At 69.4% G+C, this 19264-nt stretch carries 16 protein-coding genes; 10 read left to right on the forward strand and 6 right to left on the reverse strand.

Going from position 1 to position 19264, the window contains the following annotated elements:
• Window positions 1-139: 139 nt before the first annotated feature.
• A complete protein-coding gene (gene glpK / locus SJY11_RS15385; RefSeq protein WP_376987493.1) occupies window positions 140-1669 on the reverse strand; it encodes a glycerol kinase GlpK in 1530 nt (509 codons plus the stop codon).
• A gap of 251 nt (window positions 1670-1920) precedes the next feature.
• Between glpK and SJY11_RS15390 the strand changes: the two genes are divergently transcribed.
• On the forward strand, window positions 1921-3078 hold the full coding sequence (locus tag SJY11_RS15390; RefSeq protein ID WP_376987495.1) for a Ppx/GppA phosphatase family protein: 1158 nt from the start codon (window positions 1921-1923) through the stop codon (window positions 3076-3078).
• Between the two features lie 45 nt (window positions 3079-3123).
• Window positions 3124-3963 carry an RlmE family RNA methyltransferase gene (locus SJY11_RS15395; RefSeq protein WP_376987497.1) on the forward strand — a complete coding sequence of 280 codons (840 nt, stop codon included), beginning with the start codon at window positions 3124-3126 and terminating at the stop codon, window positions 3961-3963.
• Between the two features lie 24 nt (window positions 3964-3987).
• On the opposite strand, the gene SJY11_RS15400 is transcribed toward SJY11_RS15395, so the two are convergent.
• From SJY11_RS15400 to SJY11_RS15415, 4 genes are all read right to left on the reverse strand, one after another.
• Window positions 3988-4740 carry a creatininase family protein gene (locus tag SJY11_RS15400; protein WP_376987499.1) on the reverse strand — a complete coding sequence of 251 codons (753 nt, stop codon included), beginning with the start codon at window positions 4738-4740 and terminating at the stop codon, window positions 3988-3990.
• A gap of 100 nt (window positions 4741-4840) precedes the next feature.
• On the reverse strand, window positions 4841-5236 hold the full coding sequence (locus SJY11_RS15405; protein WP_376987501.1) for a type II toxin-antitoxin system VapC family toxin: 396 nt from the start codon (window positions 5234-5236) through the stop codon (window positions 4841-4843).
• Complete coding sequence (locus tag SJY11_RS15410) at window positions 5233-5484, reverse strand: AbrB/MazE/SpoVT family DNA-binding domain-containing protein (RefSeq protein WP_376987502.1); 252 nt, start codon at window positions 5482-5484, stop codon at window positions 5233-5235. The genes SJY11_RS15405 and SJY11_RS15410 overlap by 4 nt, the downstream gene beginning before the upstream one ends.
• 64 nt (window positions 5485-5548) lie before the next feature.
• Window positions 5549-7009: an MFS transporter gene (locus SJY11_RS15415; RefSeq protein WP_376989341.1), complete on the reverse strand. Its 1461-nt coding sequence runs from the start codon at window positions 7007-7009 to the stop codon at window positions 5549-5551.
• A gap of 243 nt (window positions 7010-7252) precedes the next feature.
• Between SJY11_RS15415 and SJY11_RS15420 the strand changes: the two genes are divergently transcribed.
• The 8 genes from SJY11_RS15420 (at window position 7253) to SJY11_RS15455 (ending at window position 17170) form a co-directional block, all read left to right on the forward strand.
• Complete coding sequence (locus tag SJY11_RS15420) at window positions 7253-7564, forward strand: hypothetical protein (protein WP_376987504.1); 312 nt, start codon at window positions 7253-7255, stop codon at window positions 7562-7564.
• A 161-nt stretch (window positions 7565-7725) separates the two neighbouring features.
• Window positions 7726-9219: an IMP dehydrogenase gene (gene guaB, locus SJY11_RS15425; RefSeq protein ID WP_376987506.1), complete on the forward strand. Its 1494-nt coding sequence runs from the start codon at window positions 7726-7728 to the stop codon at window positions 9217-9219.
• Between the two features lie 142 nt (window positions 9220-9361).
• On the forward strand, window positions 9362-9775 hold the full coding sequence (locus SJY11_RS15430; RefSeq protein ID WP_376987508.1) for an MAPEG family protein: 414 nt from the start codon (window positions 9362-9364) through the stop codon (window positions 9773-9775).
• 168 nt (window positions 9776-9943) lie between these two features.
• Window positions 9944-11023, forward strand: a complete 1080-nt coding sequence (locus SJY11_RS15435; RefSeq protein WP_376987510.1) for a DUF2865 domain-containing protein — start codon at window positions 9944-9946, stop codon at window positions 11021-11023.
• Window positions 11024-11211: 188 nt separating this feature from the next.
• Window positions 11212-12225, forward strand: coding sequence for an extracellular solute-binding protein (locus SJY11_RS15440; protein ID WP_376987512.1), 1014 nt, complete (start codon window positions 11212-11214; stop codon window positions 12223-12225).
• A 23-nt stretch (window positions 12226-12248) separates the two neighbouring features.
• A complete protein-coding gene (locus SJY11_RS15445; protein WP_376987515.1) occupies window positions 12249-13901 on the forward strand; it encodes an ABC transporter permease in 1653 nt (550 codons plus the stop codon).
• A gap of 217 nt (window positions 13902-14118) precedes the next feature.
• Window positions 14119-15876 carry an AsmA family protein gene (locus SJY11_RS15450; protein WP_376987517.1) on the forward strand — a complete coding sequence of 586 codons (1758 nt, stop codon included), beginning with the start codon at window positions 14119-14121 and terminating at the stop codon, window positions 15874-15876.
• A 97-nt stretch (window positions 15877-15973) separates the two neighbouring features.
• Window positions 15974-17170, forward strand: coding sequence for an E22 family MetX-like putative esterase (locus tag SJY11_RS15455; protein ID WP_376987518.1), 1197 nt, complete (start codon window positions 15974-15976; stop codon window positions 17168-17170).
• A gap of 22 nt (window positions 17171-17192) precedes the next feature.
• Here SJY11_RS15455 and SJY11_RS15460 read toward each other — a convergent pair whose 3' ends face one another.
• Window positions 17193-19262, reverse strand: coding sequence for a caspase family protein (locus SJY11_RS15460; protein ID WP_376987520.1), 2070 nt, complete (start codon window positions 19260-19262; stop codon window positions 17193-17195).
• Window positions 19263-19264 lie beyond the last annotated feature (2 nt).

Below are 19264 nucleotides of genomic sequence, written 5' to 3' on the forward strand. Positions count from 1 at the left end.
CCCCGCCCCGTCTCGCTGCCATGGCCGCATCATCGGGCCGGGCTTCCCTTCGGACAAGGGGCTTTCCCGGAAGCGGGCGAACGATCTGCCGACACGGTCAACGGCCGAGGGACAGGCCGCCTCGCGCGGGGCTGCAGCCTCAAGGGTCGCTCAGCGTGCGCCGCACCGCGTCGCGCCAGCCCGCGATCTTGCGGTGGCGCTCGCTGTCGGCCATGCCGGGCGTAAATCGGCGCTCCAGCCGCCAGAGATCGGCGAAGCGGTCGGGTTCGGGGAGAAGCCCTGCGTCGAGACCGGCGAGATAGGCCGCGCCCAGCGCCGTCGTCTCGCGCAGGCTCGGGCGATCGACCGGCAGGTCGAGCAGGTCGGCGAGGCGCTGCATCGTCCAGTCCGACGCCGCCATCCCGCCATCCACCCGCAGCACCGAGCGCGCGACTTGCCCTGTCCCCTGCCCGGCGCCGCCCGCGCTCTGTCCCCAGTCGGCATGCATCGCCTCGATCAGGTCGAGCGTCTGGTAACAGACGGCCTCCAGCGCCGCCTTGGCGAATTCTCGCGGGCCTGAATTGCGGGTCAGCCCGAAGATCGCGCCGCGCGCCTCGGCGTCCCAGTGTGGCGCGCCGAGCCCGACGAAGGCGGGCACCAGATAGACCTCCTGCGCGGGATCGGCGGCGCGCGCCAGCGGGCCGGTCTCGCTCGCCTCCTTGATCAGACCGAGTCCGTCGCGCAGCCACTGCACGGCCGCGCCCGCGATGAAGATCGAGCCCTCCAGCGCATAGGTGCGCCGGCCCTCCAGCTGATAGGCGACCGTGCTGAGCAGGCGGTGCTGCGAGGCGACGGGCGCCTCCCCGGTGTTCAGCAGCGCAAAGCAGCCGGTGCCATAGGTCGACTTGACCATGCCCGGCGCGAAGCAGGCCTGGCCGATCGTCGCCGCCTGCTGGTCGCCGGCGATGCCGCGCACGGGGATGGACCCGCCGAACAGCGCGGGGTCGGTCTCGCCGAACAGGCCGGCGCAGTCCTTGACCTGCGGCAGCAGCGAGGCCGGGATGTCGAACAGCGAAAGCAGCTCCTCGTCCCAGACGCCGCGATGGATGTCGAAGATCAGGCTGCGCGAAGCGTTGGTTGCATCGGTCGCATGCACGGCCCCGCCGGTCAGGCGCCAGAGCAGGAAGCTGTCGACCGTGCCGAAGGCGAGTTCGCCGGCTTCCGCGCGACGCCTCGCGCCAGGCACATTGTCGAGCAGCCAGGCGATCTTGGTCGCCGAGAAATAGGGATCGATGCGCAGGCCGGTGCGGGCCGCGACCAGCCCCTCATGGCCAGCGGCGACGAGCGCAGCGCAGGCCGGGGCCGTGCGGCGGTCCTGCCAGACGATGGCGCGGTGAATGGCGCGGCCGGTCTTCCGGTCCCAGACGAGCGTCGTCTCGCGCTGGTTGGTGATGCCGATCGCGGCGATGTCGGCGGCGGTCACCCCGGCCTTGGCGATCGCCTCGCGGCAGGTCGCCAGCACACTCTCCCAGATGTCCTCCGGCTCGTGCTCGACCCAGCCGGAGGCCGGAAAATGCTGGGCGAACTCGCGCTGGGCGCTGGCGACGAGCCCGAGACCCGAATCGAAGACGAGCGCGCGCGACGAGGTCGTGCCCTGGTCGATCGCGAGGAGATGACGTGCGGCGGCCATGTCGGCCTCCCTTTCTGCGGCTGCGGCCCGTCCTGCCGGGCCCGTGGCGGCGGAGACTGGCGCAAGCCTCCCCGCCAGGGCAAGGCCCGGACCTCCACCGCCGAACGGGCCGTGACAGAAGGTTCCGCTTGGCACTGCGGTCCCGCTGTTGTTACGCTTCGAATCCAAGGCGTGTCAGGGCTTTCGCCCGATGCGTCCGCAGGGCCATCCGCCGCGAGGCGGGCCCGGCGGCAGGTCAGGGGAACGGCGGCGTGGAGGTCGAGGACCGGCAGGAGCGAATGATGGCGGCGGCGACGCTGCCGCATGGCCACGGCACCAGCCCGCCACCGGCCGGCGCTCTGCTCGGCGCGGCTTTCGGCCAGCCCCTCTCCGGACCCGGCGCACCCTTCAGCGGTCCCCGCCCGGCGGCCGATCCGCAAGCCGCGCCGCGCCATCCGGCCGCGACCTATGCCGCGCTCGATCTCGGCACCAACAATTGCCGCCTGCTGATCGCACGGCCGGCGCAGCACGGCTTCCGCGTCGTCGACGCCTTTTCGCGGATCGTGCGGCTGGGCGAGGGTCTGGCCGCCAGCAGCCGCCTCTGCGACGCGGCGATGGACCGCGCCGTCGAGGCGCTCAAGATCTGCCGCGGCAAGATGCTCCACCGCAACGTCACGCGCGCCCGGCTGGTGACGACGGAAGCCTGCCGCGCGGCGATCAACGGGTCCGATTTCGTCCGCCGCGTCACGGTCGAGGCGCAGCTCGAGCTCGAGATCATCGACCAGCGCACGGAGGCCGCGCTGGCCGTCTCCGGCTGCGCCGCACTGGCCGATCCAGCCGCCGAGGGCGTGATCGTCTTCGACATCGGCGGCGGCTCGACCGAGATCATCTGGATGGGCGGCCGCAACGAGGCGCGCGACCCGGCCGCGCGCATCCGCGAATGGGCCTCGCTGCCGATCGGCGTCGTCACCGTGGCCGAGCGCTATGGCGGCGTCGACGTCAGCCGCGCGCTGTTCGAGACCATGGTCGAGGATTGTGCCCGCGAACTGCAGGACTTCGCCGCAAAGGCCGCGGCGGCCAACGGCGCTCGCAACTTTCACCTGCTAGGGACCTCCGGCACGGTGACGACGGTCGCCGGCGTCCATCTGGGCCTCGCCCGCTATGACCGGCGCGAGGTGGACGGGCTGTGGATGCGGCAGGACGACATCCTCGCGGTCATCGACCGGCTCGTCGAAATGGACTACGCAGCCCGGGCGGCCAATGCCTGCATCGGCCGCGAGCGGGCCGATCTCGTGCTGGCCGGCTGCGCCATCTTCGAAGCGATCCGCCGCGCCTTCCCCAGCGAGCGCGTCCGCATCGCCGATCGCGGCCTGCGCGAGGGCATCCTGCTCAGGATGATGCATGAAGACCGCGCCTGGCGCCGGAGATGAAATGACGCTGTCCCCACGACCCGCCTTCGCGATCCGGCCCCCGGCATGAGCGGCGGCGGCAAGGCAGGAAGCGGCAAGGCCGGGAGTAAGGGCACGGGCTCCCCGAAGACGGGCGCGGCCAAGGCCGGCGGGGCCGGCGCGCGCGTGCCCGGCAAGCAGGCTCCCAAGACCGTGGCCGGCGGCGGCGGCGCGCGCGACATGCGCGTCAAGGTCAAGAAGGCCGGCAAGCTCAAGCATTCCTCGCAGCTCTGGCTCGAACGCCAGCTCAACGACCCCTATGTAAAGCGCGCCCGCGAGCTGGGCTACCGCTCCCGCGCCGCCTTCAAACTCGAGGAGATGGACGACAAGTACCATTTCCTGAAGCCGGGCCAGAAGCTGATCGATCTCGGCTGCGCGCCGGGCGGCTGGTGCCAGATCGCGGCGGCGCGCATCGGCCTCGACAAGGGCAAGGGCCGCATCGTCGGCATCGACCTGCTGCCGGTCGACCCCATCCCCGGCGTCGATCTGGTCGAGATGGACTTCATGGACGAGGAGGCCCCCGCCCTCCTCACCCAGCGCCTGGGCGGGCGCGCCGACGGCGTCATGTCCGACATGGCCGCCAACACCACCGGCCACAAGAAGACCGACCACATCAAGATCATCGCGCTGGCAGAAGCCGCGCTCGACTTCGCCCATTCGGTCCTCGCTCCCGGCGGCTTCTTCCTCGCCAAGCTGTTCCAGGGCGGCGACAGCGCGACCCTGCTGGGCGGGCTGAAGCGCGACTTCACCACCGTGCGCAACATCAAGCCGGCCTCGAGCCGCTCGGATTCCTCGGAGCTCTACGTGCTGGCGACGGGGTTCCGGCGAAGGGCCGAACTGGCACCGGAGGACGAGGCGGAAGGCTGAAGATCTGGGCGGTGGCCCTGCAGTTCAGACCCTTTCGTGGCTCAGTATAGCGGCGAGCGATCTTACGCACTCCTCGACCAACGCAGTTCCCTTCTTGGCGTTGGCGCGCCTTGCATCGCCAATGACACAGCTGTCCGTCTTGTCCTTGAACGAGCGGTGCCTTGCGGTCCTTTTAAGAATTGGCGCTCCCTTACGCTCGGGCTCCTGCCCGCCAAATGCGTCCCGCAGGCGATCATCCCTGACCAGTTCCGGCGCCAGGGCCATCATCATCGACGTCTCAAACTCGTTGGCATGCGTTCCCGTGGCGTCCTCCAGAACGGACATCACCGCCCGGTCAGCAGCGGAGAAATACATCGCGGCCCGCACGCGCAGTTTGGTCTCGCAAGCGAAATCCGGCAGAAATGCCATCAGCGCCGATGTGTTGCCGCTATGCCCGTTAACGATAACCACGCGGCGAAAGCCGTGACGCTCCAGGTTCTTCAGCAGGCATAGCAGCACCGCGCGATAGGTCGGGATGTCGAAGGTGAAGGTGCCGCCAAAGGCCATGTGGTGCTCGGCCATGCCGCACCAAACGGTCGGCGCGACCACCACCTCGTTACCATCCACACGCTCGGCCGCCGCCTTGCATATCCGCTCGCAGAGGATCGTATCGACACCGACCGGCAGATGCGGTCCATGCTGTTCGACAGACGCAACCGGCAAGACCACAATTGCATCGGCAGCAGCCTTTGCGCGGAGTTCTTCTGCCGTCATTTCATTCCAGAGAACGGATGTCATTGCCGACCTGCCAATGCTCGTGCTGTTTCCGAGGCGCAATCTTTGCAACTCTCCTCCGGCCATCGGGCGGGCCGCGGCGTTGCGGAAGCCACGAGATGTCTTAGGGCCCCCTCGCCTCTCTGCCCTGTGCCGTGAGCAGGGTCACTGCCTTCTGGTCGAAGGACAGAAAGGTCGATCCACCCAACCAGGCGCCCTCCTGGGCGATCACGCCATCAGCGAAATCGCCTCCTGCATCGAGCATGGCAAGGCCGGCCTCGACGGCTGGCCGGTTGGTCTCGATTGCGGCGACGGCAAGAAGGGCCCGGATCGCCGCCGAAATCTCGACCGGCTGAAAGCCATAGAGGCGGCGCAGCACCCAGACGAATTCGCACAGACACGGCAGGGTGACCGCGATCACGGTCGCCTCCCTCAGGCACCGGTCGGCGCGTCTCGCCTGTTCTGCATCATCGCGAACGACGGCGCGGATGAGGATGTTGGTATCGACGGTGATCCTCATTCCTCACCGGCCCAGCCTTTGGCGGCGGCCTCGTTGATCTCGTCGATCGTCGCCACGGTCGTCGTTTTCCCGGCGAGCAAACCGAGAAAGCCGTCGATGGTCCCGGGCGGCCGCGCCGCGCTCAAGGCGGCTCGGCCATCGGGCAGCAGTTCGAGTTCGATCTTTTCGCCCGGCTTGATGCCGAGATGCTGCAGGATCTCCTTGCGGAACGTCACCTGCCCGCGCTCGGTCACGGTCAATGTCGCCATGCAGCCGCCCTCCCAGAAGCGAAAAGATAATGCACTACCGCATTATACTCAAACGGTAGCAACCTCACTCCAGCGGCTTCTGGTCCGAAATCGCCTGCGCCGTCGCCTTCCGCACACTGGTCGGCGCCTCGGTCAGGATATGCCCGGACACCTCGGCCCCGGCATCGGGGGCGAGCCGCACCATCATGAGCACCGAGGAGGCCGAGATCATCCCGACCAGCACGAAGGCGGGCCAGAAATCGGCCGCACCCAGCGCGCCCCCGCCATGGACGAGGTTGGCCGCCTCCAGGGCAAAGGCGCCGATGGTGACGCCCATGCTGAGCGAGAGCTGCTGGGCCACGCTCGACAGGCTGGTCGCGCCCGACATGTCCCGGTTGGAGACATCGGCATAGCTCAGCGCGTTGATGCCCGTGAACTGCAGCGAGCGGAAGCAGCCGCCGACCAGCAGCACGCAGAGCATGATCCAGTGCGGCGTCGAGGGCGTGAACAGCCCCGAGGCCGCCAGGAAAGCCGCGCCGACCACGGCGTTGAAGGTCAGCACGCGCCGGAAGCCGTAGCGGGCGAGGATGGTCTTGGCCGCCGTCTTCATCAGCAGCGCGCCGGCAGCCGAAACGAAGGTGATCAGCCCCGATTGCAGCGCGTCCAGCCCGAAGCCGAGCTGCAGCATCAGCGGCAGCAGGAAGGGAATGGCGCCGATCCCGGTGCGGAAGATCGAGCCGCCGATCACGCCGATTCGGTAGGTCGGAATCTTGAGCAGCGCGAGGTTCAGCACCGGATGGGCGACGCGTCGCGCATGGAACCAGTAGGCGACCAGCGCCGCGATGCCCGCAATGACGCAGCCATAGGACACGGCGGCGGGCACGAGATGGCGCCCGCCCGTCGCCAAGCCCAGCATCAGGCTGGCGAAGCCGAAGGCCGAGAGCAGGAAGCCGCGGATGTCGAGCGGGGCGACGTCCTCCTCGCGCACATCCTCGAAGAACAGGCTCGCCAGCACGATTCCGGCGATCCCGATCGGGATGTTGATGAAGAAGATCCAGCGCCAGTCGAAATAGGTCGTGATGAACCCACCCAGCGGCGGCCCCACCACGGGCCCGACCAGCGCCGGCACGGTCAGATAGGCGAGCGCGCCGACGAGTTCCGACTTGCTGACGCTGCGCAGGATGACCAGCCGACCGACCGGCACCATCATCGCCCCGCCCATGCCCTGCACGAAGCGCGCGCCGACGAAGGCGCCGAGTGAATTCGATAGCGCGCACAGCACCGAGCCCAGCATGAACACCGCCAGTGCCGCCCGGAAGATTGTGCGCGCGCCATAGCGGTCCGCCATCCAGCCCGAGATCGGGATGAAGACCGCGAGACTGACGAGATAGGAGGTCAGCGCCAGCTTGAGCGCGATCGGATCCTCGCCGAGCGACTGCGCAATCACCGGCAGCGAGGTCGCGATCACCGTCGAATTGGTGTTCTCCATGAACAGCGCACAGGCGACGATCAGGGGCAGGAGCTTGGCGCGCTGCAAGACGGGCATCCTCAAGATGATCTCCGCCCTGCCATAACGGCCAGAACGGGATGCGGCGAGAGGCACGCGGTGCCCGCGAACCTCGCGCCTTGCAATGCCGCCATGTCCTGACGATCTCGCCGCGGCCGTCGGCGGTTCTGTCTGGCGTAACAAAGGGGAGGCCGTCGCAGCGTCACCTCCGATCCCGGGGATATCCGTCGTATCCAGGACATGCGAACATGCTTGCAGTCATCCGTTGTCTGGAGACGTCAGATGCTCGACCGCCCCCTCCCCTCCATCCTCCACTGCAGCCTGCGGCTCGCGGCGCTCGCCTTCTGCGCCAGTGCAGGCCTGCTGGCGGCCACGGCTCCGACAGGAGCGATGGATACCGATTGGCACAAGGTGTGCTCCTTCAAGAGCTCGCCCCAAGGTGCGGCCGAGATGGCGCGCGAGATGGTCTGCATACGCCTGCGCGATTGCACCGTGATGGCCGACGTCCGCGGTGGCGTCATGACAGGCATGGGCTGCTTCGGCGTGCCGCCCGACGCTCCCTCCGCCGCCGCAAGGCCAGCGAACCCGCGCTAGAACGGGCCGGCCGACACGCTTCGCCGCGCCGCAGCAAATTTTGTGGCGCGGCGCTCTAGCGGCGGCGGGGAGCCCATGCTAACGGGCCTCGTCAACCCGGTCGCGGGCGCCTCCCGCAAGACCGCAGCAGAACCGGCCCCGGGCCGGTGTCGGAGTTGACGATGACGCTTATGCTCGATGGCCTGATTCGCGACGGTCTCACCTTCGACGACGTGCTGCTGGAGCCCGGCCCCTCCGAGGTCATGCCGGCGGATGTCGACATCCGCACCCAGCTCACCAAGACCATCTCCCTGAACCTGCCGATCATCGCCTCCGCCATGGACACGGTGACGGAAGCGAAGATGGCGATCGCGATGGCGCAGGCCGGCGGCCTCGGCGTCGTCCACCGCAATCTCGAGGCCGACCAGCAGGCAGCCCAGGTCCGCCTCGTCAAGAAGTTCGAATCGGGGATGGTCGCCAACCCGATCACGATCTTCCCCGACGAGACGCTGGGCGATGCCCTCGCGATCATGCGGCACCATTCGATCTCGGGTATTCCGGTGGTCGAGCGCGGCCCGCAGGGGCACAAGGGCAAGCTCGTCGGCATTCTGACCAACCGCGACGTCCGCTTCGCCGCCAATCCCGAGCAGCCGGTCTCCGAGATCATGACCAAGGACCGGCTGATCACGGTGCGCGAGGGCGTCACCCAGGAGGAGGCGCGCCGCCTTCTGCACCAGTTCCGCATCGAGAAGCTGCTCGTGGTCGACGACCATCACCGCTGCATCGGCCTGATCACCGTCAAGGACATGGAGAAGCAGGTCGCCCATCCCAGTGCCGCCAAGGACGCCAAGGGCCGCCTGCTGGTGGCGGCTGCGACCACGACCGGCGATCTCGGCTTCGAGCGCTCGGAGATGCTGATCGACGCCGGCGTCGACATCATCGTCGTCGACACCGCCCATGGCCATTCCGCCAAGGTGCTGGAGGCGGTGACGCGGGTGAAGCGGCTCTCCAACGCCGTTCAGGTCATCGCCGGCAACGTCGCCACCGCCGGCGGCGCCCAGGCGCTGATCGATGCCGGCGCAGATGCGATCAAGGTCGGCATCGGCCCGGGCTCGATCTGCACGACGCGCATCGTCGCCGGTGTCGGCGTGCCGCAGCTCACCGCGGTGATGGATGCGGCCAATGCCGCCAGCAAGCACGGCATCCCGGTCATCGCCGATGGCGGCATCAAATATTCCGGCGACCTCGCCAAGGCGCTGGCCGCCGGCGCCTCCTGCGCCATGGTCGGCTCGCTGCTGGCCGGCACCGACGAGACGCCGGGCGAAACCTTCCTCTACCAGGGCCGCTCCTACAAATCCTATCGCGGGATGGGCTCGGTCGGCGCCATGGCGCGCGGCTCGGCCGACCGCTACTTTCAGCAGGACATCAAGGACGCGCTCAAGCTCGTGCCCGAGGGCATCGAGGGCCAGGTCGCCTACAAGGGCCCGGTCTCGAGCGTGCTGCACCAACTCGCCGGCGGCCTGCGCGCCGCGATGGGCTATGTCGGCGGCAAGGACTTGAAGGACTACCAGTCCAAGGCCCGCTTCATCCGCATCACCAGCGCGGGCCTGCGCGAAAGCCATGTCCACGACGTGACGATCGTGCGCGAGAGCCCCAACTACCCGACGCGCTCCTGACCACGCCTTCGGCGTCTATCCACCGACTTTTTCTGCGTGGCGTCTCTTCGCGGGGACGCCACGCTTGCTTTCGCCATGTCGGGTTGCTTGGCTCGCGATGTGCCCGGCCGGCGGATCCGCCGCGGCAGGCGGTCGGAGACGCATGATGTCGCTCAAGCTGGTCTACCCGGCCCTCGCGCTGATCCTCTGGATGTTCGTGGTGCTCGGCATCCTGTTCCTGCGGCGCAAGGCTGCGTTTGCCGGCAAGCAGGTCCGCATGGCCGACGTCGCGGTCTCGACCGAGGCCTATCCCCAGCCCGCGCGCCTGGCGGCGGCCAATTTTGCCAACCAGTTCGAGACGCCGGTGATCTTCTTCGCCCTGATCATGCTGGCGATGGAGGTCGGCGCGACGAGCTATGGCATGGCGGTGCTCGCCTGGCTCTACGTCGCCAGCCGGGTCGCCCACACGCTGATCCATGTCGGCTCGAACGATCTGCGCCTGCGCGCGCCGGCCTTCGGGCTCGGAGTCGTCGTGCTGTTTGGCATGTGGATCGGCGTCGTTCTCGCAGTCCTCTGACCGCGCCAGTCCCGCTCCAGCCCGTCGCGTTAAGCATCCGCCCCGTTTTGCGGGGAACGGGTCGGCCCGGCGTTGAAGCTTAACGAAAAGTAAACTACACCCTTCGGGCGGCGGACGGGTCATCGAGCGTAGAGTGGAGTCGACGCGATGTTGCGTGTCCGGGAGACTATGACGCAGGGTTCGTCCTGCGCCGATGCTGCTTTTGTCGAGCGCCCGTCCCGGGCGATGCCGTCACCCCATGGACGCCCCCTTCGCCTCGCGGTCCTCGCCGCCGCCGGGATCGCGCTCGGCTCGGCCGGCACGCTGCTGACGGTGTCGATCGTCCAGGCCGAGGACGATGCCGGAATCCACGCCTTCCACCTCCAGGAGGCGGCCAACCGCCAGGCCGCCCGCCGTGGAGCCTATGGTGCCGGCCGGCCGCAGCCGCAGGCCGCAGCCTATGCGCCGGCTCGCTCGGGCTGGCAGGTGCCGCTGCTGCAGATGCAGGCGGATGGCCGCATCGCCCACCCGCCTGTCGATCTGAACCCCTTTCGCCCGGGCGCCGCCGACGCCACCCGCAAGTCCGCCAAGCGCAGCCGGCAGGCGCGGATCGATGCCGCTTCGGGAGCGACCGACGTGGCGCGGACCTTCTGCGTGCGGCTGTGCGACGGTTTCCACGCCCCTCTCGGCCATCTCCGGGCAGGCTCCGACCTGAAGGCCCATGAGGCCCTCTGCCAGGCCAACAACCCGGGTATCCCGGTCAAGGTCTTCCGTCTCGCCGCCGGTGTCGCCGACATCGGCGAGGCCCAATCGGGCGATGGCCAGCGCTACCGCGCGCTGCCCATGGCCTACAGCCACGAAACCACGCGCGATGCCGCCGCCTGCCGCCCCGCCATCGTCCAGGCCGGCGAGCGCCGCGTTTCCCTGTTGCGCGACTTCACGCTGCGGCCCGGCGACAGCGTTGTGCTCGACGGCAAGGTCCGCACCTTCGTCGGCGGCTCGCGCTGGCCCTACAGCCCGCGCGATTTCCGCGATTTCCGCAGCGCCGGCGAACTCTCCAAGAGCCAACGCCGCGAAATCGACCAGCGGGTCGGCATCTCCCGCCTGGAGGCCCAGGCGCGCGGCGTGCGCCGGCAGATGATGCTGCGCGAGGCCAGCCTGCGGGACGACAGCATCGCCAGTGACGCCGACCGCTTCGTCCTGCGCGGCTCGCTCGATCCGGTGCGCCGCGGCCCCGTCCGGGTGATCTCGATGGTCGCCGAGGATTGACGGCGTCCGGCGTGCCGGCCTGGCCCGATCCGGCTCGCCCATTTTAGAACTCGTCAAAACACGGCACAGTTTTGAAACAGTCTAAGCCACTGTTCTAACAGGCTTTTTTATTGACGGCCGCGTTGCTGGCCACTACCGCTCCTGACGCAACGCGAAGAAACGGGCCTTGAACCCGAAGGAGCAAGAACATGATCCACGCGACCCGACTGTCCGCTCTGGCGCTCGCCTCCTGCCTGCTGGCCGCCCCGGCCATGGCCCAGACCGTCAATCTCTACACGACGCGCGAGCCCGCTCTGCTCAACCCGGTCCTCGACGCCTTCACCAAGGACACCGGCATCAAGGTCAACGCGGTCTTCCTGAAGGACGGCCTGCAGGAGCGCGTCGCGGCCGAGGGCGCCAACAGCCCCGCCGACGTCATGCTGATGGTCGATGTCGGCCAGATCGACGCCCTCGTCGACGCCGGGATCACCCAGCCGATCAAGTCCGCGCTCGTCGAGAAGACCGTGCCGGCCGCGCTGCGCGGCCCGTCCGACAACTGGGTCACGCTCACCCAGCGCGCCCGAATCGTCGTCGTCTCCAAGGATCGCGTGAAGCAGGACGCAATCACCTATGAGGAGCTCGCCGACCCGAAATGGAAGGGCAAGCTCTGCATCCGCTCGGGCCAGCACCCCTACAACAACGCCTTCTTCGCCGCCTATCTCGCCCGCAACGGTGCCGAGAAGACGGAAAGCTATCTGAAGGGCCTCAAGGCCAATCTCGCTCGCAAGCCCGGCGGCGGCGACCGCGATGTCGCGCGCGACATCCTGTCCGGCCAGTGCGACATCGCGGTGATGAACACCTATTACATCGGTCTGATGAGCGAGGCGAAGAACGAGCAGAAGAGCTGGTACGAGGCGATCAAGCCGCTGAAGTCCAGCTTCGCCAATGGCGGCACCCATGTGAACGTCTCGGCCGCGGCCATCGCCAAGAACGCGCCGAACAAGGACAACGCCGTCAAGCTGGTCGAGTACATGCTCGGCGAGAAGGCGCAGACCCTCTATGCCGACGGCAACTTCGAATTCCCGGTGAACGCAGATGTGAAGCAGAGCGCCGCGGTCAAGCTCCTCGGCACGATCACCCCGGACACCACGCCGCTCGGCGACGTCGCCAAGAACCGCAAGGCCGCGGCGAACCTTGTCGACAAGGTCGGCTTCGACAATTGAGCCTGAGCGTTTCCGGCGCTGAGATGCGACGGCCGCCACGCCTGTGGCGGCCGTCAACTCGTCTGGTCTATGTCGCGCTGCTGGGAGCGGGCCTCGTCCTGCTGCCCGTGCTGGCGCTCGGGCTGACGGCCCTGTCCTCGCAGGCGGCGGAGATCTGGCCGCATCTGGCGGCCAATGTTCTGCCGGCCGCGCTACGCGACACCGCCCTGCTGCTGCTCGGCGTCGGCCTGTTCTGCGGCGTCGTCGGCGTCGGCACCGCCTGGCTGGTGACGCAGTTCGAGTTTCCGGGCCGGCGCAGCCTGGAGTGGCTGCTGGTGCTGCCGCTCGCCCTGCCGACCTACATCACGGCCTATGTCTATGTCGAAATCTTCAGCTTCCAGGGTCCGTTCCAGAGCGCCCTGCGCGCCCTGACCGGCTGGCATTCGCTGCGCGACTACTGGTTTCCCGATCCGCGCAACCTGCCCGGCGCGATCTGCATCATGGCGATCGTGCTCTATCCTTACGTCTATCTCAGCGTCCGCGCCCTGTTCGGGCTGCAGGCCGCCGCGATCGTCGAATCCGCCCGCACGCTGGGTGCCGCGCCGGGCCGTCTGTTCTGGCGCATCGGGCTGCCGATGGCGCGGCCGGCCCTGGCGGCGGGGCTGACGCTGGTGCTGCTGGAGACGCTCAACGACATCGGCGCCAGCGAATATCTCGGCGTCCGCTCGCTGACCCTCTCGATCTACACCACCTGGGTGAACCGCAACTCGCTCGCCGGCGCCGCCCAGATCGCCTGCGTCATGCTGCTGCTGGTCGTGCTGCTGATGGGCATCGAGGCCAGGCTGCGCGGCCAGCGGCGCTTCGCGCTGCCAGTGCGCCAGCCGCGGGCCGTGGGCCGCGCGCCGCTGCGCGGCGGGAAGGCAGCCGTCGCGACCCTGGCCTGTGCCCTGCCCGTCTTCTTCGGCGCGCTGCTGCCGATGGGCTTCCTCGCGGCCGAGGTGCTGCGCCGCGATCTCTGGCAGCAGCTCGACGGCGCCATGCTGCGCGCCCTGTTCCACGCGCTCGCCTTTTCGGCCCTCGCCTCCGGCATCGTCATCCTGCTGGGCGTCGGCATCGCCGCGGCCCGGCGCCAGGGGCGTGAGCCCTGGCTCCCGGCGCTGTCGCGCCTCGCGTCCCTCGGCTATGCCGTGCCGGGCACCGTGCTCGCGCTCGGCCTGCTGGTGCCACTGGCGGCGCTCGACAACATCGTCGCGAACGGGTTGCGCCACTGGTTCGGCCTGAACAGCGGCCTGCTGCTGATCGGCTCGGGGGCGGCGCTCGTGCTCGCCTATGTCGTCCGCTTCCTCGCCATCGCCGTGTCGGGCGTCGAGAGCGGGCTCTCGCGCATCTCGCCGCGGATCGACGACGCCGCCCGCACGCTCGGCGCCAGCGCGCCCGAGGTGATGCGCCGGATGCACTGGCCGCTGGCCCGCCCGGCCGTCGCTGCCGCCGCCCTGCTCGTCTTCGTCGATTGCCTCAAGGAGCTGCCGGCGACGCTGCTGCTGCGCCCGCTCAATGTCGAGACGCTCGCCACCACCGTCTACGGCCACGCCTCGCGCGGCGCCTTCGAGGACGGGGCGCTGGCTGGATTGCTGATCGTGCTCGCCGGCCTCTACCCGGCGGTGCGGCTGGCCCGCGCCGGTGGGCGGCCGGCCTGAGCCGGCTCGACAAGCTCGGGCCATCGTCCTAAACCGGGACAAGAGCGGAACGGGGAGCCGGGCGGCGGCGCCTTCCGCCGCGCCGAGAGTTTGGGAGGCCTGCCGGCATGGGTCTTGCGCCGCTGACGATCTCCCGGACGGCGGCCCGCCGGCGTTCGCTGCGCCTCCCCGGCCGTCGCCGCCACTCTCGCTCCTCGGATTCTCGCCCCCAAGCTTCATGACGCGCCGCGCCTCGATCCTCGTCTACAGCCTGATCCTCGGGCTCGGTCTCCTCGGCCTTCAGTCCTGGAGCATCGCGGTCGCGCGGGTGGAGCGACATGTCATCGGAGCGATCGAGGCGCGCACGGGCCTGACCGTGACATCGCTCGAGCGCGCCGAGATCGCCTTCCTGCCGCTGCCGCGGATCAGCCTGTCGCAGGTCGCCTTCACCCAGCGGGACGGCTCTCTCGCCGGCCGGGCGCTGCGTTTGCGCGCCCAGGCCCGGCTTCTGCCGCTGCTGGCCGGCCGGATCGATGTCGACCGGATCGACCTCGTCGGACCGCAGCTCGACGTTGCCGTCGCCCAGGCCGGTGACGGCTTGGCCGACTGGCTGGCCGGCCCGCTCGACGACCTGCAGCGTCTGCGCGGGCAGAGCCGCATCGTGATCACCGCCGGCTCGATCTTCCTGCGCGCGGAGGGTGCGATCCGCAGCATCCTGCGCGACGTCAACCTGGTCCTGGCCGAGCGCGAGACGCTCGAGCCGCTGTCGGTGGCGGGCACCTTCACCTGGCGCGGCGTGCCGGCCGAAGTCAGCCTGCTCTGGCCGGTCGCCAATGCGCGGGGGCGCACGATGCTGAGCGTCGACGCGCCGCTCATGAAGCTGCAGTTCGAAGGTCTGCGCAGCAGCCCTCCGGAGACGATCACCACCGGCCAGATGACGCTGGCGACGCGCTCCCTGCCGGAACTGCTCGGCTGGTTCGGCGAGGCGCCTCGCCTGGCGGGCGCGATCGGGCCGCTCTCCCTCAGCGCCGATCTGCGCTTGCGGCCGAGCGACGCCGCCCTGACCAATGTCGCCCTGCGTCTCGACGGCGACCGCCTCGACGGCGCGCTCAACCTCGCGACGGCCGCGGGCCGCACCGCGCTCTCGGGCACGCTGGCGGGCGCGACGCTGGATATCGGCCGCCTGCTGGGCCGGCTGGAGCGGCCCTCCGTCTCGCTCGCCGCCGACGCCGCGCCCCTGCCCTTCGAAGCCTGGACGGCGCAGGATCTCGATCTGCGCATCTCCGTCGAAACCGCGCGGCTGAACGGCGCCAGACTGACCGACGTGGCGACCTATCTGCTGGTCAAGAAGGGGCGCTTCGAGGCCGGAATCGGCCGCGCCAGCGCCTATGGCGGGAGCCTCAAGAGCCGCCTGCTGGCGACCGCAACCCCGGCCGGAATCGACCTCAAGCTCACCGGCGGGCTCGACAAGGTCAATCTCGGCCGCGCCGGCGCCGACCTGCCACAGATCGCGCGGCTGAACGGGACCGCCGGTCTCCAGTTCGCCCTCGACGGGCTGGGCCACACCCTGCCGGAACTGGTCGCGTCGCTGAGCGGCAAGGGCAGCCTCGCCCTTCGTCAGGGCGAGCTGGCCGGCTTCGCCTTCGGGGAACTGATGCGCCGCGCCGAGCGCAATCCCAGCGTCGCCTTGCGCGACTGGCGCCAGGGCAAGACGGTGTTCGAAAGTGCCGGCGCCACGGCCACCATCGCCAACGGAATCCTCACCCTCGCCGACGCGCAGATGACCGGCCAGGGCTACCGCCTCACCCTCGTCGGCACGGCGGACCTCGCCGATGCGCAGCTCGACATGGCGGCGCTGCTGCAGCCCGCCACCGGCCCGCTGCGGCTGCCCTTCCGCCTTAAGGGTTCGCTCGCGGCCCCCGTCCTGGACCTCCAGGCCGAGGCGCTGTTGCGTCCGGCGGCGGCCGGCGAGGCCGAGCAGCCGCCCTCGCGCTGACGCGGCGCGCAATCCCCCTTCCGTCGCCGGCCGCCTTGCGCTTGGATGCGGCAAGGCCGCGTGACGGCCGACCGGGACGGCGACGGGAGAGCGGGTGATGAAGCACTGGATCGCGGCCACGGCCGGCCTTTTGGGATGGGTGGCGATGGATCTCTTGAATGGCGGCGCCCCGGCGGCGGCCCAGGACCTGATGACCGAGAAGAAGGTCTTCACTCTGCAAAGCTACACCACGCAAAGCGGGCGCACCCTCAAGGACGTCAAAATCGGCTGGGAGAGCTACGGCACGCTCAACGCCGACAAGTCCAACGCCGTGCTGATCTGCCACTTCTTCTCGGGCAACTCGCACGCCGCCGGCAAATACGCGGCCAATGACGCCGCGGCCGGCTACTGGGACGCGATCATCGGCCCGGGCAAGGCGATCGACACGAACAAGTATTTCGTCCTCTCCTCCGACACGCTGGTGAACCTCAACACCGGCGACCCGAAGACCACCACCACCGGACCGGCCTCGATCGACCCCGACACGGGCAAGCCCTATGCGCTCGCCTTTCCGGTCGTGACCATCGCCGACTTCGTCAATGTCCAGAAGGCGCTGGTCGAGAGCCTCGGCATCAAGCGGCTGGCCCTGGTCGCCGGTCCCTCCATGGGCTCGCTCCAGACCTTCGAATGGGCGGCGCGCTACCCCGAGATGGTCGCCAAGGCGATGCCGGTGATCGGCGCGGGCGAGGCTGATGCCCAGCTGATCGCCTGGCTCGACGTCTGGGCCGCGCCGATCCTGGTCGATCCGAACTGGAACAAGGGCGACTATTACGGCAGGACGCCCCCCAATACCGGCCTCGCCAAGGCACTCGCCGTAGTGACGCTGCAGGCCAACCATGCCGACTGGGCCAACGCCACCTTCGGCCGGCGCGCCGCCAAGGAGGGCGAGGACCCGGCCAAGGCGCTCGGCAACCGCTTCCAGATCCAGAGCATCCTCGACAATGCCGGCGAGGCCCGCGCCAAGGTCTCCGACGCCAATCATTTCCTCTATCTGGTCAAGGCGAACCAACTCTTCGCCGCCGGCGGCACCTCGCTCACGGATGCGGCGACGAAGATCAAGGCGCCGGTGCTGCTGATCACCCAGCCCAAGGACCTCGTCTTCACCGCCGACATGGTCGACCGCACCGCCGACACGCTGAAGAAGGGCGGCGTCGACGTCACCCATGTCCACATCCAGGGCTCGCGCGGCCATCTCGACGGCGTCATCTCGATGAAACAGGCGGAAGGCGCGATCCGGGCGTTCCTGGAGAAGTAGGGCGCTCACGCGCGGCCCGCCCTCAGAACCCGATGTTCAGCCCCATGCGGACCATGTCGCCGCGCGTCTTCGCCCGCATCGTCGCGTATTCGTCGGTGAAGAACCCGGCCGTCTCGCCCAGTACCAGCCGCTGTGTTCCCAGGTCGTAATGGAGATAGTCGAGCTTCACCGACAGCATCGGCCCCATCGCATATTCGAGGCCGCCGCCGAGCGCCCAGCCCGAGGTCATCTGCGGATTGGACCCGGCATAGGTCGGGTTGTTCGTCGGCACCGGCGCGATGGCGCCGCGCTGGCCGAGATGCCCATAGGCATAGCCGCCGGTGGCGAAGACCAGGAGATCGCCGAAGGCGATGCCCGCCCGCGCCCGCACGGTGCCCAGCGTGAACAGCTCGGTCTGCGCCTGCGTCGTCACCTCGACGCCGAAGGGATTGACGGTCGAGGCCTTGCGGCCGCCGGTATGCATCGCCGAGAAATCCGTCTCGGCACCGAGCACCATCGGCCCGAGCTGGTAGTTGAAGCCGATTTGCCCGGTGAAGACGGCGTTGCTGCCGGAGGGCGAGAGCCGCGACGCGACATTGCCGGCCGCAATCGAGGTCGCAACCGAGTCACGCGGGCCGACGCCCTGGATCACCGTCGGCGAGCGCTGGTCGGCCCCACCGACGGAGCCGCCGACATAAAAGCCCGTCCAGCGCGGCTTTCCGGGCAGCAGGGCCGGCGGCAAGGGCTCGACACCCCCGGCCGGCGCGGGCGCCGCGCTCGGCGGCGCCGGCCGCGGCGGAGGCGCGGAACGAGCCGGTGCGACACGGGCCGGCGCCTCCGCGCGAGGGGTATAATCGGCGCGGCGGCTGCGCGGCGCCAAGGCCGGGCAGACCGGGCAAATGGCGGCCGTCTGGACGCGATTGCGGCTGGGTGCGCCCGGTGCCAGACGCAGCGCCTCCGCGACATGCTGCGAGCCTGGATAGAGCCGCGCGAACAGCCGGAAGGACTCCGCGTCGCCGGCCCGGACGGTTTCGGCCCAGGCCGTCTCCTCGGTCCGCAGCGCCAGCGTGCGATGCAGCCGCAGCGCCCGCTCGTCGTCGGGATGCGCCTCCAGCGTGGCCCGGTAGAGGTCGCGGCGGTCCCAGGCGATCGCGGCCCGATAGGCCGCGGCCGGCGCCATCGCACGCAGCGAAGCCGCCGTCGGGCGCAGCGTCAGGGAGGGTGTCTGGGCCGTCGCCGGAGCGGTCGGGGGCGCCGTGCCAGCGGCCGCTGCCGGGCTCTGGAAAAAGGCGAAATCGGTGATAAGCGAGGAGGTGTCCCAGGGAATCTGCTGCCCGCCGGTGGCATCGTGGACCGAGAGCCGGATGCGCCGGAACAGCTGCTCGACCGGCAGGCCCGGCTCGCGGATCTCGCGCAGGAAGGCTGTGGTGAAGGGGCTGTTGGCGCCGGCGCCGTCGGCCGCGGTCGCACCCGGCGAGGTCGAGAAGGCCACGAAGGTGCCGCTGCCAGAGTCGATGCGCGCCAGCCCCGCCTCGGAGCGGATGCCGTCCTGCGCGCCGTCGACGAGCTGGAGCGCGAGCCCGCGCGACAATTCGGCGGTGGCGAAAGGGTTGTTCCGGCAGGCATCGAGCACGACGATCTTGGACACCGCCCCCGTGCCGTCGAGGCGCCGCAGGATGTCGCTGAGCGAGAGCGCCTGGGCGGGGATATCGGCGGAACGCTGCGGCCGGAGATCGACCGGCAGCAGATAATTGGTGCCGTCGAGCTGCACCGCATGCCCGGCATAGTAGACCAGCGCCGTCGTCCCGCGGCCGGCCTCGCGCACCCGCTGGATGAAACGGTCGAGCGCGCCGCGCAGGTCGGAAAGCGTCGCATCAGTGGCGGGCACCACCTCGAAGCCGGCCTCCTGCAGCACGCTGCGCGTGGCGGTGGCGTCGTTGAGGGCGTTCTGCAGGGGCGGGATCGCGGTGTAGGCGCCGTTGCCGATGACGAAGGCGAGACGCTTGGCACCGTTGGGAGCCTGCGCCCGAACCGTCTGCGACGCGAGTACCAGCGCGCTCGCGATCACCGCCATCGCGATGAACGCGGTGAACCTCCAAGACCGAAATCGCATGC

The organism is Allobosea sp. R86505, assembly GCF_042466375.1.
Classification (GTDB): Bacteria; Pseudomonadota; Alphaproteobacteria; order Rhizobiales; family Beijerinckiaceae; genus Allobosea.

Excerpts from the sequence above, each read along its gene's own strand:
- SJY11_RS15460 (WP_376987520.1), bottom strand. The coding sequence starts at position 19,262 with ATGCGATTTCGGTCTTGGAGGTTCACCGCGTTCATCGCGATGGCGGTG.
- SJY11_RS15430 (WP_376987508.1), top strand. The coding sequence starts at position 9,362 with ATGATGTCGCTCAAGCTGGTCTACCCGGCCCTCGCGCTGATCCTCTGG.
- guaB (WP_376987506.1), top strand. The coding sequence starts at position 7,726 with ATGACGCTTATGCTCGATGGCCTGATTCGCGACGGTCTCACCTTCGAC.
- glpK (WP_376987493.1), bottom strand. The coding sequence starts at position 1,669 with ATGGCCGCCGCACGTCATCTCCTCGCGATCGACCAGGGCACGACCTCG.
- SJY11_RS15405 (WP_376987501.1), bottom strand. The coding sequence starts at position 5,236 with ATGAGGATCACCGTCGATACCAACATCCTCATCCGCGCCGTCGTTCGC.
- SJY11_RS15395 (WP_376987497.1), top strand. The coding sequence starts at position 3,124 with ATGAGCGGCGGCGGCAAGGCAGGAAGCGGCAAGGCCGGGAGTAAGGGC.
- SJY11_RS15400 (WP_376987499.1), bottom strand. The coding sequence starts at position 4,740 with ATGACATCCGTTCTCTGGAATGAAATGACGGCAGAAGAACTCCGCGCA.
- SJY11_RS15450 (WP_376987517.1), top strand. The coding sequence starts at position 14,119 with ATGACGCGCCGCGCCTCGATCCTCGTCTACAGCCTGATCCTCGGGCTC.
- SJY11_RS15410 (WP_376987502.1), bottom strand. The coding sequence starts at position 5,484 with ATGGCGACATTGACCGTGACCGAGCGCGGGCAGGTGACGTTCCGCAAG.
- SJY11_RS15420 (WP_376987504.1), top strand. The coding sequence starts at position 7,253 with ATGCTCGACCGCCCCCTCCCCTCCATCCTCCACTGCAGCCTGCGGCTC.
- SJY11_RS15440 (WP_376987512.1), top strand. The coding sequence starts at position 11,212 with ATGATCCACGCGACCCGACTGTCCGCTCTGGCGCTCGCCTCCTGCCTG.
- SJY11_RS15435 (WP_376987510.1), top strand. The coding sequence starts at position 9,944 with ATGACGCAGGGTTCGTCCTGCGCCGATGCTGCTTTTGTCGAGCGCCCG.
- SJY11_RS15445 (WP_376987515.1), top strand. The coding sequence starts at position 12,249 with ATGCGACGGCCGCCACGCCTGTGGCGGCCGTCAACTCGTCTGGTCTAT.
- SJY11_RS15455 (WP_376987518.1), top strand. The coding sequence starts at position 15,974 with ATGAAGCACTGGATCGCGGCCACGGCCGGCCTTTTGGGATGGGTGGCG.
- SJY11_RS15415 (WP_376989341.1), bottom strand. The coding sequence starts at position 7,009 with ATGCCCGTCTTGCAGCGCGCCAAGCTCCTGCCCCTGATCGTCGCCTGT.